This is a genomic window from Oliverpabstia sp., from assembly GCF_022785585.1.
Taxonomy (GTDB): domain Bacteria; phylum Bacillota; class Clostridia; order Lachnospirales; family Lachnospiraceae; genus Oliverpabstia; species Oliverpabstia intestinalis.
On the sequence record NZ_JALFPR010000081.1, the window covers coordinates 17,351 to 40,818 of the forward strand.

At 43.8% G+C, this 23,468-nt stretch carries 26 protein-coding genes and 8 tRNA genes; 1 reads left to right on the forward strand and 33 read right to left on the reverse strand.

The annotated features are described in order from the left end of the window. Positions 1–17: 17 nt before the first annotated feature. The 20 genes from prmC to MSA64_RS05270 all read right to left on the reverse strand — a co-directional run bounded on the left by prmC (position 18) and on the right by MSA64_RS05270 (position 10,292). Positions 18–875, reverse strand: coding sequence for a peptide chain release factor N(5)-glutamine methyltransferase (gene prmC, locus MSA64_RS05175; RefSeq protein WP_154432328.1), 858 nt, complete (start codon positions 873–875; stop codon positions 18–20). Further along, entirely contained in the window at positions 872–1,819 is a 948-nt protein-coding gene (locus MSA64_RS05180) for a DUF1385 domain-containing protein (protein ID WP_106492792.1), read from the reverse strand. The genes prmC and MSA64_RS05180 overlap by 4 nt, the downstream gene beginning before the upstream one ends. A gap of 80 nt (positions 1,820–1,899) precedes the next feature. Next, on the reverse strand, positions 1,900–2,103 hold the full coding sequence (gene rpmE / locus MSA64_RS05185; protein WP_022170964.1) for a 50S ribosomal protein L31: 204 nt from the start codon (positions 2,101–2,103) through the stop codon (positions 1,900–1,902). Between the two features lie 101 nt (positions 2,104–2,204). Then, the gene (rho, locus tag MSA64_RS05190; protein WP_106492793.1) at positions 2,205–3,509 is read right to left on the reverse strand and encodes a transcription termination factor Rho; all 1,305 of its coding nucleotides are present in this window, start codon (positions 3,507–3,509) and stop codon (positions 2,205–2,207) included. Continuing rightward, a complete protein-coding gene (locus MSA64_RS05195) occupies positions 3,415–3,774 on the reverse strand; it encodes a hypothetical protein (RefSeq protein WP_154432327.1) in 360 nt (119 codons plus the stop codon). The genes rho and MSA64_RS05195 overlap by 95 nt, the downstream gene beginning before the upstream one ends. Before the next feature lie 92 nt (positions 3,775–3,866). Continuing rightward, positions 3,867–3,946: transfer RNA gene (locus tag MSA64_RS05200), tRNA-Leu, on the reverse strand. Positions 3,947–4,002: 56 nt separating this feature from the next. Beyond that, positions 4,003–4,075 (reverse strand) — tRNA-Lys (locus tag MSA64_RS05205). Between the two features lie 5 nt (positions 4,076–4,080). Next, positions 4,081–4,152, reverse strand: a tRNA-Gln gene (locus MSA64_RS05210). Positions 4,153–4,170: 18 nt separating this feature from the next. Then, positions 4,171–4,244 (reverse strand) — tRNA-His (locus MSA64_RS05215). 28 nt (positions 4,245–4,272) lie between these two features. After that, positions 4,273–4,346 (reverse strand) — tRNA-Arg (locus tag MSA64_RS05220). A gap of 25 nt (positions 4,347–4,371) precedes the next feature. After that, positions 4,372–4,442 (reverse strand) — tRNA-Gly (locus tag MSA64_RS05225). Positions 4,443–4,558: 116 nt separating this feature from the next. Further along, positions 4,559–4,633: transfer RNA gene (locus MSA64_RS05230), tRNA-Pro, on the reverse strand. Between the two features lie 116 nt (positions 4,634–4,749). Further along, positions 4,750–5,238 (reverse strand): metallophosphoesterase family protein, encoded by a 489-nt coding sequence (locus tag MSA64_RS05235; RefSeq protein ID WP_154432326.1) that lies wholly within the window; start codon positions 5,236–5,238, stop codon positions 4,750–4,752. After that, positions 5,235–5,837 carry an XTP/dITP diphosphatase gene (locus tag MSA64_RS05240; RefSeq protein ID WP_287890875.1) on the reverse strand — a complete coding sequence of 201 codons (603 nt, stop codon included), beginning with the start codon at positions 5,835–5,837 and terminating at the stop codon, positions 5,235–5,237. Before MSA64_RS05240 ends, MSA64_RS05235 begins: the two co-directional genes overlap by 4 nt. Continuing rightward, the gene (locus tag MSA64_RS05245) at positions 5,834–6,994 is read right to left on the reverse strand and encodes a THUMP domain-containing class I SAM-dependent RNA methyltransferase (RefSeq protein WP_118575558.1); all 1,161 of its coding nucleotides are present in this window, start codon (positions 6,992–6,994) and stop codon (positions 5,834–5,836) included. Before MSA64_RS05245 ends, MSA64_RS05240 begins: the two co-directional genes overlap by 4 nt. Beyond that, positions 6,991–7,533 (reverse strand): phosphodiesterase, encoded by a 543-nt coding sequence (yfcE, locus tag MSA64_RS05250; RefSeq protein WP_106492796.1) that lies wholly within the window; start codon positions 7,531–7,533, stop codon positions 6,991–6,993. The genes MSA64_RS05245 and yfcE overlap by 4 nt, the downstream gene beginning before the upstream one ends. Before the next feature lie 121 nt (positions 7,534–7,654). Continuing rightward, positions 7,655–7,963: a rhodanese-like domain-containing protein gene (locus MSA64_RS05255; protein WP_270532965.1), complete on the reverse strand. Its 309-nt coding sequence runs from the start codon at positions 7,961–7,963 to the stop codon at positions 7,655–7,657. A 109-nt stretch (positions 7,964–8,072) separates the two neighbouring features. Next, on the reverse strand, positions 8,073–8,243 hold the full coding sequence (locus MSA64_RS05260; protein WP_154432323.1) for a hypothetical protein: 171 nt from the start codon (positions 8,241–8,243) through the stop codon (positions 8,073–8,075). Positions 8,244–8,605: 362 nt separating this feature from the next. After that, positions 8,606–9,058 (reverse strand): DUF1700 domain-containing protein, encoded by a 453-nt coding sequence (locus tag MSA64_RS05265; RefSeq protein ID WP_287890880.1) that lies wholly within the window; start codon positions 9,056–9,058, stop codon positions 8,606–8,608. A 31-nt stretch (positions 9,059–9,089) separates the two neighbouring features. Beyond that, the gene (locus MSA64_RS05270; RefSeq protein ID WP_442945310.1) at positions 9,090–10,292 is read right to left on the reverse strand and encodes a CapA family protein; all 1,203 of its coding nucleotides are present in this window, start codon (positions 10,290–10,292) and stop codon (positions 9,090–9,092) included. A 353-nt stretch (positions 10,293–10,645) separates the two neighbouring features. Between MSA64_RS05270 and MSA64_RS05275 the strand changes: the two genes are divergently transcribed. Then, positions 10,646–11,218, forward strand: a complete 573-nt coding sequence (locus tag MSA64_RS05275) for a class I SAM-dependent methyltransferase (RefSeq protein ID WP_022172687.1) — start codon at positions 10,646–10,648, stop codon at positions 11,216–11,218. A gap of 107 nt (positions 11,219–11,325) precedes the next feature. On the opposite strand, the gene MSA64_RS05280 is transcribed toward MSA64_RS05275, so the two are convergent. The 13 genes from MSA64_RS05280 to groES all read right to left on the reverse strand — a co-directional run bounded on the left by MSA64_RS05280 (position 11,326) and on the right by groES (position 23,443). After that, positions 11,326–12,999, reverse strand: coding sequence for a sensor histidine kinase (locus MSA64_RS05280; RefSeq protein WP_173885412.1), 1,674 nt, complete (start codon positions 12,997–12,999; stop codon positions 11,326–11,328). After that, positions 12,996–13,667 (reverse strand): response regulator transcription factor, encoded by a 672-nt coding sequence (locus MSA64_RS05285; protein ID WP_106492801.1) that lies wholly within the window; start codon positions 13,665–13,667, stop codon positions 12,996–12,998. Before MSA64_RS05285 ends, MSA64_RS05280 begins: the two co-directional genes overlap by 4 nt. 15 nt (positions 13,668–13,682) lie before the next feature. Then, positions 13,683–15,452: a Na/Pi cotransporter family protein gene (locus tag MSA64_RS05290; RefSeq protein WP_287890885.1), complete on the reverse strand. Its 1,770-nt coding sequence runs from the start codon at positions 15,450–15,452 to the stop codon at positions 13,683–13,685. 146 nt (positions 15,453–15,598) lie between these two features. Continuing rightward, complete coding sequence (locus MSA64_RS05295; protein WP_277663911.1) at positions 15,599–16,531, reverse strand: alpha/beta fold hydrolase; 933 nt, start codon at positions 16,529–16,531, stop codon at positions 15,599–15,601. A gap of 154 nt (positions 16,532–16,685) precedes the next feature. After that, positions 16,686–16,757, reverse strand: a tRNA-Gly gene (locus tag MSA64_RS05300). Positions 16,758–16,865: 108 nt separating this feature from the next. Further along, a complete protein-coding gene (locus MSA64_RS05305) occupies positions 16,866–17,630 on the reverse strand; it encodes a nitroreductase family protein (RefSeq protein WP_154432317.1) in 765 nt (254 codons plus the stop codon). Between the two features lie 103 nt (positions 17,631–17,733). Further along, complete coding sequence (locus MSA64_RS05310) at positions 17,734–18,360, reverse strand: peptidoglycan recognition protein family protein (protein WP_287890906.1); 627 nt, start codon at positions 18,358–18,360, stop codon at positions 17,734–17,736. Then, complete coding sequence (locus tag MSA64_RS05315) at positions 18,248–18,487, reverse strand: hypothetical protein (protein WP_227617398.1); 240 nt, start codon at positions 18,485–18,487, stop codon at positions 18,248–18,250. The genes MSA64_RS05310 and MSA64_RS05315 overlap by 113 nt, the downstream gene beginning before the upstream one ends. Positions 18,488–18,576: 89 nt before the next feature. Then, a complete protein-coding gene (gene guaB / locus MSA64_RS05320; RefSeq protein ID WP_154432315.1) occupies positions 18,577–20,031 on the reverse strand; it encodes an IMP dehydrogenase in 1,455 nt (484 codons plus the stop codon). Between the two features lie 69 nt (positions 20,032–20,100). Continuing rightward, on the reverse strand, positions 20,101–20,613 hold the full coding sequence (locus MSA64_RS05325) for a DUF6106 family protein (protein ID WP_022172696.1): 513 nt from the start codon (positions 20,611–20,613) through the stop codon (positions 20,101–20,103). Then, positions 20,610–21,293 carry a hypothetical protein gene (locus MSA64_RS05330; protein WP_287890889.1) on the reverse strand — a complete coding sequence of 228 codons (684 nt, stop codon included), beginning with the start codon at positions 21,291–21,293 and terminating at the stop codon, positions 20,610–20,612. The genes MSA64_RS05325 and MSA64_RS05330 overlap by 4 nt, the downstream gene beginning before the upstream one ends. Positions 21,294–21,488: 195 nt before the next feature. Beyond that, positions 21,489–23,111 carry a chaperonin GroEL gene (groL, locus tag MSA64_RS05335; protein WP_277663913.1) on the reverse strand — a complete coding sequence of 541 codons (1,623 nt, stop codon included), beginning with the start codon at positions 23,109–23,111 and terminating at the stop codon, positions 21,489–21,491. Positions 23,112–23,158: 47 nt separating this feature from the next. Then, entirely contained in the window at positions 23,159–23,443 is a 285-nt protein-coding gene (gene groES / locus MSA64_RS05340) for a co-chaperone GroES (RefSeq protein ID WP_022398993.1), read from the reverse strand. Between the last annotated feature and the right edge of the window lie 25 nt (positions 23,444–23,468).

The following is a 23,468-nucleotide window of genomic DNA, read 5'->3' on the forward strand; positions in this document are numbered from 1 at the left end:
ACCTTCACAGTTACGATTCAAAATTCATTCCAATTATTGTTTTTCTGTCCAATGGCTACCCGGTCAAGTCCTGCCAGATCTTTGATGATCTTTACCTGTCCATAGCCGGCTTCTGTCATCATCTCTTTCAGTGCCTCTCCCTGATCATATCCGATCTCAAAGCAGAGCCATCCTCCCTGTTCCAGATATTCACCTGCCTGCGCCACAATCTCCCGGTAAAAATATAACCCGTCTTCCATTCCGTCAAGTGCCAATATCGGCTCATGCTCCCGTACCTCCGGCATCAGTCCCTCCAGTTCTTTCGTGGCAATATACGGTGGATTCGACACGATCACATCATAAACTCCCTCAACATCCGAAAACAGATCACTCTCTCTGAAATCCGCTGTGAGTCCCATCCTGTTTCTGTTTGCAATTGCAACCTGCAGTGCATCTTTGGAAATATCTACACCTGTTGCCGCGCTGATCCTGCCCTTACATTCTTCCAGCAAGCTCAGCAAAATACAGCCGCTTCCGGTACATACATCTAATAACCGACATCCCGGCATAATATGTTTTATTGTCTCCTCCACCAGAACTTCCGTATCAAATCGTGGAATCAGCACACTGGAATTAACCAGAAATTCATACCCCATAAACCAGGCTTTTCCGGTCAGATATTGTACCGGAATCCGTTTTGCCCGGTCCCGGATCATCTCTTCATATCTTTTTTGTACATCCAGGTCTATTTTATCAGTTCCGTGAAGAAAATAATAGCTTTTTTCTATTCCGAAGACTTCTTCCATCAACATCCATGCATCCTGTCCGCTGTCCGGTACTTCGGCTTTCTCCAGTGTTTCGCTTCCCCATGAAAGCAATTGTCTCAATGTACTCATGACTTTTCTCCGTATTGTTCCGGAAAGTTTTCTTTCAGATAACTTCTCCAGTCAAATACCGCTTCTACCGCTGCGATAGCAACCTCTGCCATCTCCGGTTCCGGCTCTCTCGTTGTCAGATGCTGTAACATCAGCCCCGGTTTACTCAACAATGCTACAATTTTGTTATCACTTTTTCCTGCCAGCCGGATAATCTCATAAGATACTCCGGCGATAACCGGCATCAGAAGCAGACGGATCACTACCCGCAGTACCGGTGAAGACACCCGGATAAACAAAAAGAAAATAATGCTGACGATCATGACAAACAGCAAAAAGCTGGTTCCGCAGCGTTTATGTTCTCTGGAACTTTTCATTACATTTTCCACATTCAGTTCCAGTCCGTGTTCCACACAGTTAATACACTTATGTTCCGCTCCGTGATACATAAATACTCTCTGAATATCTTTCATTCTGGAAATCAGCACCAGATAACCGAGAAACAGAATCATGCGTACACATGCTTCTGCAACAGCGATCACGCCTTCGGACGTCGTCACATTCCGAAGAAAGCCTGCCAGAAAATACGGCAGCATGATAAACAGGGCTATGGAAAATATCACAGAAAATGTCATTGTCCCATACATCAGCCATTTTTCTTCTTTTTCTTTCTGTTCTTCTGTCTTTTCTTTCCCTGGTTTCTTCGCATCCTCTTCTTCGTCCTCAATAAAACTTGCCGAATACATCAGACACCGGATCCCCACAACCAAAGATTCAAAAAAAGAAGCCACACCCCGGAAAACAGGCAGTTTCCAAATGCTACTGTCTTTTGCCCAGCTCCTGTATGGCTCCACCTTCACCTCGATCTCACCGTCCGGTTTTCTGACACCAATGGAATACTGATCTCCACTGCGCATCATGATACCTTCCATGACAGCCTGACCACCTATATTTGAAGATTTCATCGTTTCTCCCTTACATTCCTATAGAGAAAAACAGGTTGAGATTTGTAAAAACCTCAACCCGCTTGTCTTTTCTTATTGTCTTATGCGTTAATACCGTATTTTTTGTTGAACTTATCAATACGTCCACGAGCTGCAGCAGCTTTCTGCTGACCTGTGTAGAATGGATGACATTTGGAGCAGATTTCTACGTGGATATCTTTCTTTGTAGAACCTGTTACAAATGTGTTACCACAGTTGCAGGTTACTGTTGCCTGATAATAATCTGGATGGATTCCTTCTCTCATTTCTTTCACCTCTTCCAATTTTCTTATATATATTTTACTATTTTCTCAAATTTAAACAGCTTGTAAAGTATAACATATGCTCTATAAAAAAGCAAGTGCTTTTAGATAAATTTCTGATTCTTTACCTGATTTACCAGTTCCTGATTGTTTCTGGTTTTTGTAAACATGTTCAGTATGTTCTCCACCGCCTCATCTGCTTTCATACCATTCAACGCTTTTCGCATGATATAGACAGCTTCCTGTTCATCCTGACTCAGTAAAAGATCCTCTCTTCTTGTTCCGGATTTTGCAATATCAATGGCCGGGAACACTCTCTTTTCCTGCAGTTTCCGATCCAGTACCAGCTCCATATTGCCAGTGCCCTTAAATTCTTCATATACCACATCATCCATCTTACTTCCGGTATCCACAAGTGCTGTGGCAAGGATAGTAAGGCTTCCGCCCTCTCTCATATTTCTTGCCGCACCGAAGAATCGTTTCGGCATATGCAGAGCTGCCGGATCAAGACCACCGGAAAGTGTTCTTCCGCTTGGTGGAACAGTCAGATTGTATGCCCTTGCCAGTCGTGTGATACTGTCAATAAAGATTGTAACGTCTTTTTTATGTTCTACCAGACGTTTTGCTCGTTCAATAGTCATCTCAGACACCCGTTTGTGATGTTCCGGCTGCTCATCAAACGTAGAATAGATGACTTCCACGTTATCCCCGCGAATCGCTTCCCTGATATCCGTTACTTCCTCCGGGCGTTCATCAATCAGAAGAATGATCAGATGCATATCCGGGCTGTTTCGAAGAATGGACTGTGCAGCCTCTTTCAACAGGGTCGTTTTACCTGCCTTCGGCGGAGATACGATCATACCTCTCTGACCTTTTCCGATTGGACTGATCAGATCTACGATCCGCATCGCCATACTTCCGCCAGGGCGTTCCAGACGAAGACGGGAATCCGGAAAGATCGGGGTCATATCTTCAAAGCTATATCGTTTCGTATTTTCATTCGGTGACATACCGTTGATAGAAGTCACATACAGCAGTGCTCCAAACTTTTCATTTTCTTTTCTTACTCTTGTACTTCCCCGTACAATATCTCCCGTTTTCAGATTAAAGCGGCGGATCTGTGAAGGGGATACATACACATCATTCTCACCCGGCATATAATTATCACTGCGGATAAATCCATAACCATCAGCAAGCACTTCCAGAATACCGTTTGCCTCGATTCCACTGTCCAGCTGTCCAAATTCTGCTTTTTTATCCTCGATCTGTTTTTCCTGCTCTTTCGCATCCTCCTCCAGCATCCGCTGTACCAGTTCATCTTTTCTCAGAGCAGAGATTCCTTTCAGTCCTCTTGCTTTGGCTACTTCCCGAAGCTCTCCTGCTGATAATGATTCGTATTTTTCTCTCATCGCATGATTCCTTTCTATATGTCTGATCTGACACCTGAGATGGTTCTAGCCTACCATCGTGTCTGTGGTTTGTCAACTTATGCCTCTGCTTTACCCTGGAAAATTTCCCCAGAAATAATGCAGGCGGATATTCTTCCCCTTCTCTGATCGTTTTTGTCTGAAAATCACTACACGGACACATCTCGATTCCCATGTCCTGGTATGCTGCCGGATATACTGCTGCACCCCCTGCAAGATCCACCAGCCATTTTCTTTCTTTTATCATACAATGGCCTCCTTTTTCATTTTTCTATCATGTTTTATTATCCGGGAAATCAATGAGAATCTAAGATATGAACATCAGCAATTTCTATAAAATGCGGTTAGTGGGACTCGAACCCACACGGTTGCCCACTGGCACCTAAAACCAGCGCGTCTGCCAATTCCGCCATAACCGCCTGTGTATGTGTTCTGCACAGAAAACGAAAAAAGGACAAGCACTAGGCTTGTCCGATGAGACATCGGGGATTCGAACCCCGGACAACTTGATTAAAAGTCAAGTGCTCTACCAACTGAGCTAATATCCCATAACCTGGGCTAGGCAGATTCGAACTGCCGAATGCAGGAGTCAAAGTCCTGTGCCTTACCGCTTGGCGATAGCCCAACGTACGCCTTACGGCAGGGTGGATACAGGGATTCGAACCCTGGGCCTCCAGAGCCACAATCTGGCGCGCTAACCAACTGCGCTATACCCACCATACCTTTCCTCTTTAGAGAAAAGAAACGTGCTTGGAGGGATTCGAACCCCCGACCCACGGCTTAGAAGGCCGTTGCTCTATCCAACTGAGCTACAAACACGTACTCATCAGATATGTCTGATGGAAGCGGGTGATGGGAATCGAACCCACGTATCCAGCTTGGAAGGCTGGTGTTCTACCATTGAACTACACCCGCATAGGAATTATTTAGTTGTTAAACGAGACAAAATACACTTCGCAGATTTTACTCGTCATCGCGACACTCGTTAAGTCCTCATGCAAGCACGGACTTTTACTCGTTGTTCGCGTAAGTCGGGGTGACAGGATTCGAACCTGCGACCTCCTGGTCCCAAACCAGGCGCTCTAGCCAAGCTGAGCCACACCCCGTTTTGTTCCTCGTGTTGAGCTCTCTCGCTCAGCACAAGGAGTATTATAGTGTATAGTTTGCTAAAAGTCAACACCTTTTTTTAATTTTTTTTATTTTCCTGATTTTTCCTTATTTTTCAGGATTTCTCGAGGTATCTGTGTTCGTAATGTGCCTTTCCCTGTTCATCAATTTGCATAACAAGATAACTCGGTTTTCGTCCCGGCTGGCGCGGGTAAGAAAGACTGCCCGGATTTAAAACTGTCAGATCCTCCTCTTCGTCCAGGTAAGGATAATGGGTATGTCCAAACATTACAACCTGTACCTGACGACTCCTGGCTTCTTCTTCCAGCTGACAGGTACTTAACGAAACACCGTGCATATGTCCATGTGTTACCATAATGCGATAATTTTCCAGACTGAATACTTCTTCCTTTGGCAAATCGCTGAAAAAATCGTTATTTCCTCTCACAAAGAAACAGGGACATTCTACAGCCTCCGGGATATAATCCTCTGATCCTTCCAGATCTCCGCAGTGGATCAGCGCATCAATCGGCCATTCCCGCTGCAGGACACGCATCAGATTTTCGTCATGTCCGTGTGTATCACTGACTACCAAAATCTTCATTCTGCATTCACACTTTCTTTCAGAATCTCCCTCATCTTTTCCAGGGCTTTTCCTCTGTGACTTACTGCATTCTTCTGTTCTTCCGATAGTTCAGCTGTTGTACAGCCGAATTCCGGTACATAAAAGATAGGATCATAACCAAATCCGTTCTCACCACGTTCTTCATATCCGATCCGGCCTTCGATCACACCCTCGGTTGTCTTTATGGTTCCATCCGGAAATGCTGCTGCAATTGCACAGACAAAGCGTGCCGTTCTTTTTTCATCCGGTACACCTGTCAGCCGTTCGATCAGATTGGTATTTTTTACCCTGTAAGAGGTATCTTCTCCCATATATCTTGCGGAATAAATTCCAGGCTCTTTATTGAGATAGTCAATTTCCAGTCCGGAATCGTCTGCCAGCACCAGTTCTCCGGTCAGTTCCATGATCGTTTTTGCCTTGATGATGGCATTTTCCTCAAAGGTTTTTCCGTCTTCCACAATATCCGCTTCGATCCCTGCCTGTTTCATGGACAGGATCTCTACCGGAAGATCTGCCAGAATCTCCCGGATTTCCCGCATCTTATTCTGATTGCCTGTGGCAAATATCAAACGTTTCATCGTGTCTCTCCCTCTCTGCGTTTCGGTGGTTTTGGGCCAAGGAACTGATAGTAATAGGTCCGGATCATACCGTTATAAATTTTCCGGTTCTTATCTGCTTTTCTTCCAATATAGCGTTCTGCATCCTGGTAACTGGTGATCAGATACATCGACCAGGCATCCAGTTTTTCATATACCTCACCGATCTGACGATACAGTCCGGGAAGCATCTCTTTTTCTTCAAGACGTTCGCCGTACGGCGGATTGGTAATTATAAATCCATATTTTTTCGGATGACGCAGTTTCTCCACTTCTCTCTGCTGAAAATGAATCAGATGATCCACGCCTGCTGCCACTGCATTTTCTCTTGCATTTTTTACCACTTCCGGATCGATATCGTATCCCTGCAGATCCAGACTTTCTTCCATATGTACCAGATCCTGCGCTTCTTCCAGCGCATTATACCAGTGTTTGCGCGGAATCAGGTTCGTCCAGTCTTCTGCCAGAAAGGAACGGTTCATACCTGGCGCAATATTACATGCCATCATCGCAGCTTCGATCGGGAAGGTTCCGCTTCCACAGAAAGGATCCACCAGGATCCGGTCTTTCTTCCACGGAGTCAACATGATCAGTGCCGCTGCAAGCGTCTCGGAGATCGGTGCTTTTGACTGTAATTTCCGATATCCTCGCTTATGAAGAGATACCCCTGTTGTGTCAATTCCCACGGTTACGATATCTTTCATCAGCGATACGCGCACCGGATAGCTGACACCATCTTCTTCAAAATGCTCTCTGTGATATTTCTGCTTCATCCGTTCTACCATGGCTTTTTTCATGATTGACTGGATATCAGAAGGACTGAAAAGTTTGCTTTTGATCGAAGAAGCTTTTTTCACCCAGAACTTTCCGTTTTCCGGGATATATTCTTCCCACGGGAGAGCTTTCGTTTTCTCAAACAGCTCATCATAGGTACACGCCTTAAATTCTCCTGCTTTTAACAGAACTCTCTCTGCGGTTCGAAGAAACATATTGGCATAAGCCACCGCTTCCTCATCTCCCCAGAAACTTACCTTTCCATCTTCTACCTTGCTGATCTCATAACCAAGATCCAGGATTTCTCTTTTTAATACTGCTTCCAGTCCGAAGTGACAGGGGGCAATCAGTTCAAATTGTCTCATAAATCATATTCCTTTATTATTTCTTCATCGAATGTTTTGATGGTGAATCGACTGTTTTCCAGTATTGCATAGGTAGGCGGATTCCCTTCCTTCGGAATCGACACGGAACCCGGATTCAGGATCGTGATATCCCCTACTTTTTCCGCCCTGAGTACATGAGTATGCCCATGCATGAAAATATCGCCCGGTTTTAACGGTGGCAGATTATGTTCGTTATAAATATGCCCATGGCTCATATAGAATGTTTTCCCGTCAATTTCCATCCAGCCATAATCTGCCAGTACCGGAAATTCCAGTACCATCTGGTCCACTTCCGCATCACAGTTTCCTCTCACATTATAGATCCGGTTCTTTTCTTTATTCAGCATCCGAATCACTTCTTTTGGTGCATATTCCTTGGGAAGATCATTTCGCGGACCATGATACAACAGGTCCCCCAGCAGAATCAGACGATCTGCCTGCTCTTTTTCCAGAGCTTCCATCATTTTTCTGCAATACCAGGCAGATCCATGAATATCTGAGGCAATCATATATTTCATTGACTTTTCTCCTTTGTCAGAGGACGGCAGTACCGTCCTCTTTTTCTACATTTTAAAATTTACATAGTAACTGTTCAGTACCCTCACAGTTACGTTTACATTATGCTTTATTCTACTATGATTATTCGGAAAACACAAGATTTCTTCCTTTATATTCTGTAATTCCTCCTGCCACGGAAAGGGCACGGTATCCCTGTCGTATCATCTCCCGGACTGCCGCCATGCTGGTAGCTCCCCGTTCACAGTACACCACAATCTCTTTTTCTCCCGGCAGATCCCACTCCTTTCCAGGTTCATAAGGGATGTTCACTGCGTATCGGATATGTGATCTGCGGTATTCTTCCCCGGAACGTACATCAACGATCCAGACCCCCGGATAACGGGCTACGTACTGGTCCAGCTTTCGTGGAGAGACCAGAGGTATATCCACAACCAAACTCCTTTTTTCTTATCTTATGCACACGTTCCACCGACCGCACATCCGTAATCTTTTATGTACCGGTCTGTCCCGGTGGCAAATTCCGGGACAGACTGTTTTTTTACTGTCTGTTTTTATCGCTGTAACGATTGGTGCTGCTCTTGTCATAGCTGTCAGAGCCATAACGATTTTCTTTTTTCTGTGTTTTGACATTCTCATTTGTCTTGTCTGTCATACCGTATTTGTCAGTTTCTTTGTTCTCTTCGCTGCACCTGTTGTAGTTTTTAGACATGTGTATTTCCTCCTGCTCATCCTTGTTTTGTAAATGTTCCGTTGAATCATCGGTTTCATTTACAGAGTTAGTATGTCAAAAATAAGGGACTTTATTCATTTCTTTGTTGCATTTTCAAATGATCTGTATTATAATCAAACCTGTAAAAAGAATTTACCCTTCAAAAATTTTTTTTACAATTAATAACCCCTTATTAATTATTTATACTCCCCTCGAAAGGCCAGTAGCTCCCCTACTGGTCTTTCTCTTTGTCTGAAACCATGTTTTTCTGGGATTTGTCCCCACTTTTCTGTTTTATTATTTTCTTTCTCTGCAGGAAAAAAGCAGAAGTTTCGTTTTTTTCACGTAACTTCTGCTTTTTCTTATTTTTGTTTAAAATATGCCACAACCAATAAAACTATCATTAACGGGATCAATATCGGGAGCAGATGAATGAGCACTGTCCCGGCTGCCCACAGGATCATTGCCACAACCACAACAAAAATGACAGCCGCCAGCAGGCTGCCTCCCCTGGTCTTTATTTCCATACGATGCAGTTCTCTCTGTGTATCACCGCTCTCCTGTCCACCCCGTTCCTCATAAATATTGCTCTCCGGATGGCTGTACTCTTCCTGCGTCTCCTGTACATCCATCAGTGTTTTCGCAATCAGCAGAGGATCTCCGAGCTCTGTCAGTACTTCTTCCTCTGATCTGCCATTTTGCATCTGTTCCTGAATATAGTTTTCATAATAACGGATCTGTGCTGTCACTTCCTGTTGAGACATGGTCTGAGACAGCCGTGCCCGCAGTTTTTCCAAAAATTCTTCTTTTCTCATCGTTATCCTCTTTTTTCTGTCACTCATCTGGTTACTGATTGATGGCTGTACTGAAATCCTCTATCTTCTGAAGTACACGCTCTTTTTCACTTCCTTCCAGAACCATGGGCTGATAATTATTATACCCGGACTCCGAAGAAAGAGAACAGGGGATAATATTGGTCACATCGTCTTCTGCCAGTTTCCCGTTTTCAACGGTAAAGGTCTGCTGAAAAATCATCGTATCCTTATCTGACGGATTCTTGTTTCCGCCAAAGCAGAAGTTTCCAAGACTGTATACAATATTTTTTCCCTGATATTTTTCTATTCCCTGAAGAACATGTGGATGATGTCCTACTACCAGATCTGCTCCCTGATCAATTGCCAGATGAGCCAGTGTTTTCTGGGCATCGTCCGGAATGTTCGATTTTTCCGTTCCCCAGTGGAAGCTTACAATGATTACCTGGGCTCCCTGATTCTTTACCTCCTGTATGGTATCAATAACCTGCTGTTGTCTACCGATCCCGTCTTTCAGTTCATAGATTCCGATCAGTCCCACTTTGATGCCTTTTACATCCATCACAGCTGTCCGATCATAGCCAAAAGTCGTAATTCCGGCTGCCTCCAGATACTGAATCGTATCTTCATAACTCTGATCTCCGTAATCATGACTGTGGTTGTTGGCAAGGTTGGTGGCCTCCACGCCACCCCGGGTAAGGATCTCTGTATAAGAAGGATCACCTTTGAAAGCAAATGTTTTTTCCTGTCGGGCATCGGAGGTTGTCAGCGTTCCTTCCATATTTGCCACAGTGAGATCGTCCGCTGTAAATATTTCTTTTACATTCTGGAAAAAGTATCCCGGATCGTTTTTCATCTGATAAAATGCATCAAAACTGGTGCTCGGATCAAAGTTTATATCCGTTCCCAGCGTACAGTCACCCACCATACTGACCGTGATAGAAACCGGTTCACCTGTCGGTTCGGGTGTCGTTGGTTCATTCCGGGAGTCTCCGGACGTACTGTCCGCAGAATTGTCATCTTCCGATGCTATTTTTTCTTCCTGCTGTTCTTGTTTTGCATTTTTTTGATCCGTCTGTACCTCTCGCCGATTCAGCACTTTGGTAAGTGCTGCTGCTCCCACAAGAAGTGCCAGAAAAATAGCAACGGTGATGGCTCCGATCTGCATGTACACAATTTTTTGTCGATGACTCAATCGCCGTCTCCTAGATTTTTTTCTTTGCCGTTTTTTATCCATTTTATCGCCAACTTTCTGTCTGTACTCTTTGCTTCTTCTGATGTATTGTTTTTCCATGCTTATTCTTCATGATACCTGCTTTTGTCTGAAACTGCAAGTATTCTACTTCTTTTTCCGTTTACTTTTTTCTTTCAGATGTTTATAATATTTGTAACATTCTTCGTAACTATTCAGTAACCACTGTACCGCGAGGTGTTTTGGCATAAATATGCCAAAATCCCAAGACATACAAGCCAAAATGCATTTAAACGATAAAAACTCGCAAAGCGTATTTTTATCGTTTAAATGCATTTTGGCACGTAACTGTGAAGGTACTGAACAGTTACCATTCTTCACAGAAAGGTAAATGTTTTATGAAAAAGACAAACCCATATCAGGTCACCGAATGGTACCGTTCTGTCATCCGTACCCAAATAAAGCCGGGAGATCTGTGTATCGATGCTACCATGGGAAACGGCCATGATACATTATTTTTAAGCCAGCTGGCTGGTCCGTCCGGATGTGTCCTGGCTTTTGATATTCAGCAGGCTGCCCTTGATTCCACCAAAGCACTTTTACAGGAACACGAACATCTGGCACCCGTACAACTTTTACTGGACAGCCATGCACACATGTCTTCTTACGCAGACCCGGGAACGGTTTCCTGTATCGTTTTTAATCTTGGATATCTTCCTTCGGGAGATCATTCGATCGCCACCCACAAAGAGTCAACAATTGTAGCACTGGAACAAGGACTGGAACTTTTAAAGACAGGCGGATGCATCAGTCTTTGTATTTACAGTGGAGGTGATAGTGGCTTTGAGGAACGGGACGGTGTACTGGATTATCTGAAGGGATTGGATTCAAAGAAATATCTGGTGGTACTTTCCTGTTATTATAATCGACCGAATCATCCGCCGATTCCTGTGATAATTTATAAGATGTAGAGGGAAAACGGAAAGTTGGTAAAAAAGATACCAGAGTCAAATGGTCTGAAATCTTCCTACAAGCAAGCCTGCATCAGATTTCAGATCTTTTGACCCTGGTATCATCATTATATTGGATCCAGAGGAAATCCTATGGTGATTTTGGTTCCCTGGCCCGGCTGGCTTTCGGTTCGGATCTGGGCATGATGAAGGGCTGCGCCGTGTTTTACGATAGACAGTCCCAGTCCTGTACCGCCGGTCTGCCTGGAATGACTTTTATCTACACGATAAAAGCGTTCGTAAACTCGCTCCTGTTCTTCTTTGGCAATTCCTATTCCGGTGTCCTCCACCTGCCAGTATATTTTATCTGTAGTTTTCCACATCCGTACCCATAATATTCCATGTTCCACATTGTACTTAATACCATTATCCATCAGATTATACAACATCTCATATAAGATCTGACGCACACCTGTAATTTCCTGTGTTGCTCCTTCGATTTTCATCGTGATATCTTTTTTCTTGGCCGCATGATGAAGGGTAGCTCCGATGTCTTCCGTCAGTTCATAGAGATCCACAACTTCTTCCTGCATCTGACTGGTTCCCTCTTCCAGTTTTGATAACTGGATAATATCCTGTACCAATGCAGTAAGTCGATTGGCTTCCTGATGGATCCTGGAGGCGAATTCCGGAATGTCTGCCGGCTGAACCATGCCATTTTCAATCAGTTCCGCATATCCGGAGATCGACATCAGCGGAGTTTTTAATTCATGAGATACGTTAGCAGAAAATTCTCTCCGCATCTGTTCCGCGGCATTTTTTTCTGTGATATCCCACACCATAATTACTGCACCATACGTTTTTCCCGTTACCTTTACCGGATTGGCAAGAAGCTGGTAGAATCGTCCATGAGTTTCAAGCACCGTCTCGATATGCTCGCCTGCCAATGCTCCATCCAGTGCTTTTTTCAATTCTTTATTCCGGCTTACACGGCTGATTGGTCTTCGGATACAATCGCTCGCCTGTACCTGGAACAGTTCCTGGGCCGCTTTGTTGATCGACAATACTTCTGTCTGACTTGCAACCACAAGACCGTCTTTCATATTTTCTGTAATTGCCAGATATTCTTCATGACGTTCTTTCAATTCCTGGATCTGTCCGGCAATCTGTCTGTTCTGTTCATGTACACGCATCAGAAGCGGTCGTAATTCTTCATATTCCACATGTCGCAGCGGGTGTTCCAGATCCATCGTATTGATTGGTTCCACTAGTTTTTTTGTCTGGTTCTGAATCACAAAAAACGCTATTCCGATGATTGCCAACACCAAAACAGCCACCAGTGTAATCCCTGACTGCAGATACCCAAGAACAGAATCGATGCTTCTTGATACACGGAGAATTTTTCCGTCCTCCAGCAGGATAGCGTAGTAAAAAGTCTGTTTGTCCAGTGTTTCCGAATATCGCAGCATCTCACCGGAGCCTTTTTTTTCTGCTTCCTTTACTTCCGGGCGGTTACCGTGGTTTCCCATGGCAGATGCATCTTCCAGCGAATCGTACAACACCGTACCATCCGTATTTAACAGTGTGATCCTGTTATCCGACTTCAGACTGCTGATTTTCTCGTTCAGATAGTCGCCTTCCGTTTCCTCAATTGCTACTCTGATGTATTCCGCTTCTTCCCGTACACTGTCGTGCATGTATCCGTTAAATTTACTGTACATTGTCAGGCTGACAACTAAAAAGGTAAGCAGAATGGAGACCGTCAAAAGGACTCCAACCTGCTTTAAAATTTTCTGTCTCATGCTTCGTCTCCCATACGATAACCTACACCACGGACAGTTTCAATACATGCACCTGCTTCGCCGAGTTTCTGACGCAGAGTACGTACATGGACATCCACAGTTCTGGTCTCCCCATCAAAATCGTATCCCCAGATTCTGGTAAGCAACTGGTCACGTGTCAGGACAATTCCTCTGTTTTCCACCAGATATTTTAACAATTCAAATTCTTTCAGAGTCAGTTCTACCTTCTGTCCGTGCACCAGCACTTCATGGCGCTGAATTCGAATCTGGATCGGACCATGAACCAATGTCTCCTCCGTCCGGCTTCCCCCTCTTCGAAGTACCGCCTTCACGCGGGAGATAAATTCCATCATGCCGAATGGTTTAGTAATATAATCATCCGCACCAAGATCCAGACCTTTTACTTTATCAAATTCCGCACCTTTTGCAGTAACCATAATCACCGGGACATCACGTACTTCCGGCATCTGACGGATTTTTTCCAAAATCGTATAACCATCGTCTCCCGGAAGCATGATATCCAGCAGTATCAGATCCGGAATCAGATTACCCAATTCTTCAAATAACTGTGTACCATTTTCCAGCCCCTTAGCCTCAAATCCCGTGGAATGCAGGGTATACACCAGCAGTTCCCGAATGTTTCTTTCATCCTCAACACAGTAAATCATATGTCTCTCCTATTTTTATGGCAGCAAATACTTTTCTTCTTCTTCTAATACCAGTCCGCGGAATATCTCACTGTCTTCATTTTTTACGCTGTTCAGATATCCATGTGTATCATAAGTATCTTCTCTTACCTGTGTCACGCACACCGCAATATTGGAACAATGATCTGCCACTCGCTCGAGACTGGTCGTAATATCCGAAAGAATAAATCCAAGTTCAATCGTACATTTTCCCTCTCTCAGTCTGCGGATATGACGCTTTTTCACTTCCTGGTTCAGCTCATCCACTACTGCCTCCAACGGTTCTACTTTCTGTGCCAGTTTCTCATCCTGATCACGGAATACCGCATAAGCTTTCTCCACAATATCCTGCACCGCTCTGCTGAAAACTTTCAACTCTTCTTCTGCCTTCGGAGAAAATATCAGCTTTTTATCATGCATCTCCTGTGCTGCCTCCATGATGTTGATCGCATGGTCTGAGATTCGTTCAAAATCCCCGATACAATGCAGCACGATAGACAGCGTATGACTATCGTGGACACTGAGATTCTGTCTGGAAAGTTTTACCAGATACGTTCCCAGTTCATCTTCATACTGATCTACCAGATTTTCCAGCTCACCTACCTTTTTTGCTCCATCCTCCGTATAATTCCACAGGAGATCCATAGCAGTGAATAAGGTTCGCTTGGATTCTTCCGCCATTTTGTTTGCCACATGAACACTCTGTTCCATGGCAAACGCCGGTTTTTCCAGAAATCTGGAATCCAGAAGCTGTAATTCTTTTCTTTCTTCTTCTACTTCCGCCGGCTGTACATCATCACGGATGGTAAGACATGCAAGTTTTTCCAGTCCTTTGCCGAACGGAAGTAACAGCATCGTAGCAAATACATTAAACAGACTGTGTATCACAGCAATTCCTGCTGCATTTGTTGCCGTGCCAAGAAAGGAAAATCCAACGACTGCATTGACCGTGTAAAAGAGCACCATGAAAACAACCGTTCCGATAATATTAAAATACAGGTGTACCATGGCAGCACGCTTTGCGTTTTTAGTTGCTCCGATACTTGATAACAGTGCCGTCACGCAGGTACCGATATTTTGTCCCATAATGATCGGGATCGCGACCCCATAGCTTACCGCTCCGGTCACGCAAAGTGCCTGCAGGATACCGACAGACGCAGAAGAACTCTGTATGATCGCCGTCAGCACTGCTCCGGCTATCATACCGAGGACCGGATTGGAAAACGCTGTCAAAATACCGGTAAATTCCGGTACATTTGCCAGCGGTTTAACCGCATCGCTCATGGTTTCCATACCAAACATCAGCACAGCAAACCCAACCATGATTGCTCCGATATCCTTTTTCTTTTCATCTTTAATAAAGAGCAGAAAAATCACACCAATCACTGCAAGGAGCGGTGAAAAGGAACTAGGTTTACATAATTTTACAAAGACGTTATCTCCCTGCAACCCGGATAAACTGAGAATCCAGGAAGTTACGGTCGTACCAATGTTGGCACCCATGATAATTCCCACTGCCTGATTCAACTTCATAATACCCGAATTAACAAATCCGACAACCATAACGGTCGTCGCCGATGACGACTGAATCACAGCCGTCACACCGGCACCAAGCAATACTGCTTTGATCGGGTTAGATGTCAGATTTTCCAGAATCCTCTCCAGCTTTCCACCGGATACTTTTGCCAGCCCATCCCCCATAACCTGCATACCGTACAGAAACAGAGCCAGTCCTCCTACCATCGTTAATACACTGAATATGTCCATTATTGTCCTCCCAATGTTTTTCTTTTGATGGCACTATTGTATTAAATCCCTGTTAAATCTGTTCACAGTCTTTTGTTAAATCTATGTAAAGTGAGAAGGAATTCATTTTTCCTTTTTCTGCTGTTCCCGTTATTCACCCGTATAGCTCAAATATTCAATTTTTTTTCAATATATTTTTTTACATCATGATATACTTTTTCTTTTTCACGCTCATTCAGAATCTCATGACGCATACCCGGATACAATTTTCCTTTTGTATCCATATATCCGACTCGCCGCATCGTCTGTACTGCCTGGGCAAATTTTCTTGCTCCGCCAATACATGGGTCTTCATATCCTCCGATAAACAACACCGGCAGATCCGGATTGAAAAGTTTCCATCCTGTTTCCCGATACGTCTCATCCATCAGTTGAAACAGTACCTGATCCGCATCCACGGTAAAAGTAAATCCGCAAAGTTCCGAGGCTTCATAAGCACGCACAACCTGTTCATCCGAACAGCACCAGGCAAAGCGGCTTCCCTCACCTGCAAACTTCCCGGAATAGCTTCCCAGAGAAAGCAGTTCCAGAAAACGGCTGACATGGTGTGCCCCACTGATTTTTTCCTGTACAGCAGCCAGTGCAATCCCTATTTTTGCTCCCGGATTCTTTGATGGCGATCCACAGACCACCAACATATTCAGGAGATCATCGTATTTTTTTGTAAAACAGCGAACCACCATAGAACCCATGCTGTGCCCCAGTAAGATCAACGGTACTCCCTGCCATTCTTCTTTCAACATTCTGGTTACTTCAGCCGTATCCTCGATCAACGCATCCATACCGGCACCATACATATAACCCAGATCTTTTTTCGTCCGTACACTTTTTCCATGTCCACGGCAGTCATGGATCGCCGCAACATATCCGGCTTCTGCAAAATACTTCATAAATGGAAGATAGCGTTCTTTATACTCTGCCATACCGTGATGAATCTGCAGGATTGCTTTCGGTGCTTCTTCCGGAACCAGTATCAGCAAATCCAGTTCCAGTCCGTCAACCGGAGATTTCATCTTCTTTGATATCTTTGTGTATTCCATAGCATTCCTCCTGACTTTTTATATACTCTCAACTTGCGACATCTACCTTATACGCCGCAGTACGCATCCTCGCGGAGCGTTTTTTACATTACAGGAAATCAATTTCCTGTAATGTAAAAAAGGCTTTGTCATCACTGACAAAGCCCTTGTTCTAAGCACGAGACGGGATTCGAACCCGCGACCCTCGCCTTGGCAAGGCGATACTCCACCACTGAGCCACTCGTGCATATCCTTGTTCTTTCGAACAAAGATATCATACTATAAATTCCGACACCTGTCAACTAAATTGTTGTAATTTTTTGTGTTTTTTCTTCAAATCAATCTATTTACTGTTTTAAGGGCGCAAAATTGCACTCAGCACATACTGATTGTTCTGAAAATTTTTCTGGCTCAGTTCATCCAGACGAATCAGATCCACATCCAACCACATTTCTTCTGCAGCCGTCATCATATTGGCAAACATAATACCAAAATTTACCTCATCCCATTTTCCCAGTTTATCACTTGGATGTTTCTTGGAGAAAATATGGATTCGGCTGTCAAAAACTACGAAACGCCACGGCTGGCTGTTCATACTTGAAGGTGCCATCCTTGCTGCATCCAGTAACTGTTTCATCCACTGTCTCGGTGTTTCTTTATATACACACAGGTCATCCAAACTCAACCTCTTCGCTTCCGCCTGTTTCCGATAACAGCTTCCCTTGGGCTTTCCGAATGCCATCACCACCATCATCCGCTTTTTATCGCGATATTGATATTTTTTCTTAATGATCGGATTGCCGATAAAACAGCTTCCGATTCCTCTGGTGTACATATATAACGAAAGCTGCTCCATCAGATACCCTGCGTTCATCATCGCACGGTCTTTTTCTTCCGAATACAACACCAGATAATATGGTGCCTTGATTCCAAGAATACTGAGCATCTTATAATCATTCTGTCGATTGTCAAAAATCGCCAGTTCCGTCTCTACTCCTCCAAACAGCCCGTTAATTTCATCAAATTGTTTCAGAATGTCTTCCAGAACTTTCGGGCTGATCCCTTCATTTGTATAACTCCGGACGGATTTCCGGACAAAAATTGCTTCAAATAAGTTCATGTTATCACCTTTAATTTTTTCGTAACACTATTGTAACATGTTTTTTCTGTTTTGCAACCGCTTCCGGTACTTTTTTATGCGTTTTTTATTTGTTTCCCCTGTCTTAAGATGCAAGAACCCCAATCTGTTGCTGCACATCTGCCCTAAACTGTTCCCAGGCATCTTCGTGTTCCACAAAATATTTCGGACAGATTTTTCCTGTCACATCATAATGGCGGATCACATCCTGACTTGTAAGTCCGAATCTGTTACACAGCCAGGCTGTCAGCTGTACCATCGACTGATAAGTCACTGTGTTAAAAGCGCCTGTATCATCCGGGTGACAGCATTCGATGGATATGGTATCCCCATTTCGATCATTAGAAGCATATGCAATTTCCGTAGTTGGTATACATTGCACAACTTCCCCCTCCAGCCCTACAATAAAATGACTGCTGGCTTTTGTGGTATGTGCATCTTTAAGTCCCTCAAAATAATCCCTGTTTGCCATGGCGCTGCTTCCTGGATTCGCAGTATAGTGAATCACAATTCCATTTACCTGTTTCAGTGTGGCTCCCGGTCTGGAATATTCGTTGACATCCAGCAGTTCCACATCCAGTTCCGGAGCGCCTGTCCAGTCAATCTGTCCAGTCTCCTGTACCATATTTTTTCCCGTCTGTGAAAAAAATAATTTTTTGCATAAAAATATCAGACCAATAATACATAAAAAAGCAATACACAGTACAATCATCGATCGTCGGATCAATTGCTGTCTTCTTCGCTGTCTCGTCATCCGTCTTCTGTGAACTGTTCTGCTCCCCTGTCGGTTTCTCCCCCCAGTTCTTCTCCCACTCATAACACTTCTCCTGTATACCCAAAAAGGCGGCCTCCACCCCTGAGACCGCCTGCTTTATTTATTCCTCGTAACGGTTCAGTACCTTACGGATGATTCTCCACTGAATAGTTACTACTCATCAATGCTATAGTTTGGTGCTTCTTTTGTAATATGAATATCATGCGGATGAGATTCTTTTAAAGATGCTGAGGAAATCTTTACAAATTTTCCGGTTTCTTTTAATGTCTCAATATCTTTTGCTCCGCAATATCCCATACCGGAACGAAGTCCTCCGATTAACTGGAATACCGTGTCTTCCAGGTGACCTTTGTATGCGACACGACCTTCGACACCCTCCGGTACCAGTTTCTTCGCATCGGTCTGAAAATAACGGTCTTTACTTCCGTTCTCCATCGCTGCAATAGATCCCATACCACGGTATACTTTATATTTTCTACCCTGATACAGTTCAAAGCTTCCCGGACTCTCATCGCATCCGGCAAACATGCTGCCCATCATACATACATTCGCTCCGGCTGCAATCGCTTTCGTCATATCTCCGGAATACTTGATACCACCATCTGCGATGATCGGTACACCATATTCTTTTGCTGCATTATAACAGTCCATAACGGCTGTGATCTGCGGAACACCGATTCCTGCAACCACACGGGTTGTACAGATGGATCCAGGTCCGATACCTACTTTTACCGCATCGGCTCCGGCTTCGATCAGATCTCTGGTTGCTGCGCCTGTTGCAACGTTACCTGCAATCACCTGCAGATCCGGATATTTTGCTTTGATCTGACGCAGTGTTTTAAAGATATTTGCGGAATGTCCGTGAGCAGAGTCAATAACAATAACATCGACTTTCGCTTTTACCAGAGCATCCACACGCTCCAGAACATTTGCTGTGATTCCAACGGCAGCACCACAGAGCAGACGACCATTTTCATCTTTTGCAGACAACGGATATTTGATCTGCTTCTCAATATCTTTGATGGTGATCAGACCTTTCAGATTGAAGTCATCATCTACGATCGGCAATTTTTCTTTTCTTGCCTGTGCAAGAATCTTCTTGGCTTCTTCCAGAGTGATACCCTCTTTTGCTGTGATCAGTCCTTCGGATGTCATACAGTCTTTGATTTTCTTTGTAAAATCTTCTTCAAATTTCAGATCACGGTTAGTGATGATACCAACCAGTTTTCTGCCTTCCGTAATCGGTACGCCGGAAATTCTGAATTTTGCCATCAGATTATTGGCATCTTCCAGTGTATGTTCCGGTGAAAGGAAAAATGGGTCTGTGATGACTCCGTTCTCTGAACGCTTTACCTTGTCCACCTCATCAGCCTGCGCCTCGATAGACATGTTTTTATGAATGATACCAATACCTCCCTGTCTTGCCATGGCAATCGCCATACGATGTTCAGTAACTGTGTCCATTCCTGCACTCATCATCGGGATGTTTAGTTTAACTTTTTTTGTTAAATGTGTAGATAAATCTACCATGTTGGGAGTTACTTCTGAATACTGAGGAACCAGTAACACATCATCAAAAGTAATTCCGTCACCAATAATTGTACCCATTTTTTTCTCCTTTCGTATGCTTTACATTGTTGAGAATTAGTTTAGCAAAAAACAACCGTGGTGTCAATGTTAATCAAAGAACACTTTCCGTGGAGCTTTCAACCGAAAATCTTTGACCATATGTTCCGATGGCTCAAAAAGTACTTTCAGCAGTCCTTCTTTTTCCGGAATCACCATGGCATAAACCAGTTTTTCTCTCTCCGGATTACAGGATGAATAGTCGCATACCTTTAATTTCTGGTTATTATTATAATAATCAAACCTGTGAGATGCTGCCGGCGCGATCAGTTCTGCTTTTGAGATATCATAAGATGCCATTCGTTTTCTCTTTGCCTTGTTTATGATACGATCCACATCCAGTTCCCCGTTGACATACTGATATTCCCATTCTGTCTGAAATCTCGGAAAAATAAAGATGTCCGCCACGCAGATCGCGATAGAAACCGCAATAATGATCAGGTTCCAGGTAAGAAGCGACAGAACAACCCCGATGGCAGTGAGTGCCATCAGTACATACCGCAGTGCCTGATCTGTTCCTGTTTTCCTTCTTTTTACCAGTTCTTCCAAATACAAATCACTCATTTTTGTCCTCCTTCGTTTTCATCAGGCGTGTTTCCATCACCCATAATATATGTAATAAATGATTTGGCTTCATCGAGATGATCCGAATAGACAAGTACTCCCATATATGAATCTTCATCCACTCCAAAAGACTGAAGTACTTTGCTGTCTCCCACATGCAGTCCGTACTCTGTCAAATCATCTTTATATGCTTCCTGCTGTTTATCCGTAAGAAGTTCCGACATCGGATAAAAACCATCCTGTTCTACATACTCCTGAAATTTGTATTCAGGTGCAATCAATACATCTACCTGCTGTGCACCGATGATCGTGGACAACTTCATAACCATCTGATAGTCTTCCTGATCTTTCATCAGATACATGGAATTATCAATAGTATATTCATGATATTTATCTGTGTCACCGGTATAATTTTTAAAATCTTCTGCAAGCGCCTCTCCGTCTCCGGCTGTTCCGTTAATGATTGCTGCATAAAAAACTGTATCGAACTGACTCCGATAAATCATCTGTCCGATAAAAACAATAAGCAGAATAATTCCCAGCGCCACTGCCATATGTGGCTTATAGTAAGCCCAGATATATTCCAGTTTCTGCCCGGCTGTCATCTGTTTCAGTTTTTTTCGTTCCAGTTCCCTTTTTTCTTTCGGGGTCATGTCGCTTTCGTATCGTTTCTGTTCCATCCCTGTTCCTTTCTGACGCCTTACTTTTCTTTCCCCCTGCCCGCTGTGATACCCAATCAGATCCATTTTCATTTTAACACAAACAGGAGCCGCCGTCTATCTGGTCAGCTCCTGCTTTTCTTAAATCTTTATGAACTCCGGTGACTATTCAGCAGACACCGAACAGTTATACAATTCTTATCTTACTTTCGTAAATTACATCATTCCCATTCCCGGGTTACCTGCCGGTGCTGCCGGTGCTTCTTCCGGGATAATAGATACTACAGATTCTGTTGTCAGCAGAGTAGATGCAACACTGGTAGCATTCTGCAGTGCACTTCTTGTTACTTTTGCCGGATCCAGAATACCTGCTTTTACCATATCTACATATTCTTCTTTGTATGCATCAAATCCAATGCCAACTTCGGATTCTTTTACTTTGTTGATGATTACGGATCCTTCCAGACCTGCATTGGCAGCAATATGGAACAGAGGAGCTTCCAGGGCTTTCATGATGATCTGAGCACCTGTCTTCTCGTCTCCTTCCAGAGTATCAACCAGTCCCTGCAGAACTTTTGTCGTATGGATGTAAGCAGAACCACCACCTGCGATGATACCTTCTTCTACAGCTGCTTTGGTAGCTGCCAGAGCATCTTCCATACGCAGTTTTGCTTCTTTCATTTCTGTCTCAGTAGCTGCACCAACACGTACAACTGCTACACCACCTGCCAGTTTTGCCAGTCTTTCCTGCAGTTTTTCACGGTCAAATTCAGATGTTGTCTCTTCGATCTGTCCTTTGATCTGGTTCACTCTTGCTTTGATAGCTTCTTTATCGCCTTCACCATCAACAATAACAGTGCTTTCTTTCTGAACTTTTACAGATTTCGCACGACCAAGCTGTTCCAGAGTTGCTTCTTTCAGATCCAGTCCCAGTTCGTCAGAGATCACCTGACCACCTGTCAGAATAGCGATATCCTGCAGCATTTCTTTTCTTCTGTCACCATAACCAGGTGCTTTTACAGCTGCTACAGAGAAAGTTCCTCTCAGTTTGTTTACGATCAGAGTTGTCAGAGCTTCACCTTCGATATCCTCTGCGATGATCAGCAGTTTGGAACCGGACTGTACAATCTGCTCTAACAGTGGCAGCAGTTCCTGAATATTGGAGATCTTTTTATCTGTGATCAGGATATACGGATTATCCAGAGTTGCCTCCATCTTATCCATATCTGTTGCCATATATGCGGAAATATATCCACGGTCAAACTGCATACCTTCTACCAGATCCAGTTCTGTTTTCATTGTCTTGGATTCTTCAATGGTGATAACACCGTCTTTGGAAACTTTTTCCATCGCATCAGCTACCAGTTTACCAACTTCTTCATCTCCGGAAGATACTGCTGCAACTTTTGCAATCTGTTCTTTTCCTTCTACCGGTTTGCTCATGGAAGCAATTGCTTCTACCGCTTTATCGGTGGCTTTTTTCATGCCTTTTCGCAGAACAATCGGGTTTGCACCTGCTGCCAGGTTCTTCATACCTGCATTTACCATAGCCTGTGCCAGTACAGTTGCTGTTGTAGTACCATCACCTGCTACATCATTGGTCTTGGATGCAACTTCACGGATCAGCTGTGCGCCCATGTTTTCAAATCCATCTTCCAGTTCGATCTCTTTTGCAATCGTAACACCATCATTTGTAATCAATGGAGCACCATATGGTTTTGCCAGTACAACATTTCTTCCTTTCGGTCCAAGCGTAACTCTTACTGTATCAGCCAGCTGATTTACACCTCTCTCCAGAGCTGCTCTGGCTTCTGCTCCAAATTTAATCTCTTTTGCCATGATTTTTTCCTCCTGATTCTATCTCTCTTTTTCTTTCTGAAAATCGATTATTTTACAACGGCAAGAATATCATTCTGTTTTACAATGATATATTCTTCTCCGTCCAGCTTTACTTCAGTTCCTGCATATTTGGAATAGATAACCTGGTCTCCAACCGCAACTTCCATCTTTACTTCTTTTCCATCAACCATTCCGCCAGGTCCTACAGCCACGACTTCTGCCTGCTGCGGTTTTTCCTGTGCCTGTCCCGGTAATACAATACCGGACTTTGTGGTTTCTTCTGCAACTAACTGTTTTAATACAACTCTGTCTCCCAATGGTACTAATTTCATATCTATTTGCCTCCTTTAAGCGTAT

What these genes read in the sequence shown, in the direction of transcription:
- MSA64_RS05265 (WP_287890880.1), bottom strand. Translation starts at nt 9,058, where the DNA reads ATGAGAAAAGAAGAATTTTTGGAAAAACTGCGGGCACGGCTGTCTCAG.
- MSA64_RS05290 (WP_287890885.1), bottom strand. Translation starts at nt 15,452, where the DNA reads ATGGACATATTCAGTGTATTAACGATGGTAGGAGGACTGGCTCTGTTT.
- MSA64_RS05280 (WP_173885412.1), bottom strand. Translation starts at nt 12,999, where the DNA reads ATGAGACAGAAAATTTTAAAGCAGGTTGGAGTCCTTTTGACGGTCTCC.
- MSA64_RS05275 (WP_022172687.1), top strand. Translation starts at nt 10,646, where the DNA reads ATGAAAAAGACAAACCCATATCAGGTCACCGAATGGTACCGTTCTGTC.
- prmC (WP_154432328.1), bottom strand. Translation starts at nt 875, where the DNA reads ATGAGTACATTGAGACAATTGCTTTCATGGGGAAGCGAAACACTGGAG.
- MSA64_RS05330 (WP_287890889.1), bottom strand. Translation starts at nt 21,293, where the DNA reads ATGGAACAGAAACGATACGAAAGCGACATGACCCCGAAAGAAAAAAGG.
- MSA64_RS05285 (WP_106492801.1), bottom strand. Translation starts at nt 13,667, where the DNA reads ATGATTTACTGTGTTGAGGATGAAAGAAACATTCGGGAACTGCTGGTG.
- MSA64_RS05270 (WP_442945310.1), bottom strand. Translation starts at nt 10,292, where the DNA reads ATGGATAAAAAACGGCAAAGAAAAAAATCTAGGAGACGGCGATTGAGT.
- MSA64_RS05305 (WP_154432317.1), bottom strand. Translation starts at nt 17,630, where the DNA reads ATGAACTTATTTGAAGCAATTTTTGTCCGGAAATCCGTCCGGAGTTAT.
- MSA64_RS05325 (WP_022172696.1), bottom strand. Translation starts at nt 20,613, where the DNA reads ATGAGTGATTTGTATTTGGAAGAACTGGTAAAAAGAAGGAAAACAGGA.
- MSA64_RS05240 (WP_287890875.1), bottom strand. Translation starts at nt 5,837, where the DNA reads ATGAAACGTTTGATATTTGCCACAGGCAATCAGAATAAGATGCGGGAA.
- rho (WP_106492793.1), bottom strand. Translation starts at nt 3,509, where the DNA reads ATGAGAGAAAAATACGAATCATTATCAGCAGGAGAGCTTCGGGAAGTA.
- groL (WP_277663913.1), bottom strand. Translation starts at nt 23,111, where the DNA reads ATGGCAAAAGAGATTAAATTTGGAGCAGAAGCCAGAGCAGCTCTGGAG.
- yfcE (WP_106492796.1), bottom strand. Translation starts at nt 7,533, where the DNA reads ATGAAATATATGATTGCCTCAGATATTCATGGATCTGCCTGGTATTGC.
- MSA64_RS05245 (WP_118575558.1), bottom strand. Translation starts at nt 6,994, where the DNA reads ATGAGACAATTTGAACTGATTGCCCCCTGTCACTTCGGACTGGAAGCA.
- MSA64_RS05195 (WP_154432327.1), bottom strand. Translation starts at nt 3,774, where the DNA reads ATGATAAAAGAAAGAAAATGGCTGGTGGATCTTGCAGGGGGTGCAGCA.
- rpmE (WP_022170964.1), bottom strand. Translation starts at nt 2,103, where the DNA reads ATGAGAGAAGGAATCCATCCAGATTATTATCAGGCAACAGTAACCTGC.
- MSA64_RS05180 (WP_106492792.1), bottom strand. Translation starts at nt 1,819, where the DNA reads ATGAAATCTTCAAATATAGGTGGTCAGGCTGTCATGGAAGGTATCATG.
- MSA64_RS05310 (WP_287890906.1), bottom strand. Translation starts at nt 18,360, where the DNA reads ATGATTGTACTGTGTATTGCTTTTTTATGTATTATTGGTCTGATATTT.
- groES (WP_022398993.1), bottom strand. Translation starts at nt 23,443, where the DNA reads ATGAAATTAGTACCATTGGGAGACAGAGTTGTATTAAAACAGTTAGTT.
- MSA64_RS05260 (WP_154432323.1), bottom strand. Translation starts at nt 8,243, where the DNA reads ATGTCTAAAAACTACAACAGGTGCAGCGAAGAGAACAAAGAAACTGAC.
- MSA64_RS05235 (WP_154432326.1), bottom strand. Translation starts at nt 5,238, where the DNA reads ATGAAGATTTTGGTAGTCAGTGATACACACGGACATGACGAAAATCTG.
- guaB (WP_154432315.1), bottom strand. Translation starts at nt 20,031, where the DNA reads ATGGGTACAATTATTGGTGACGGAATTACTTTTGATGATGTGTTACTG.
- MSA64_RS05295 (WP_277663911.1), bottom strand. Translation starts at nt 16,531, where the DNA reads ATGGAATACACAAAGATATCAAAGAAGATGAAATCTCCGGTTGACGGA.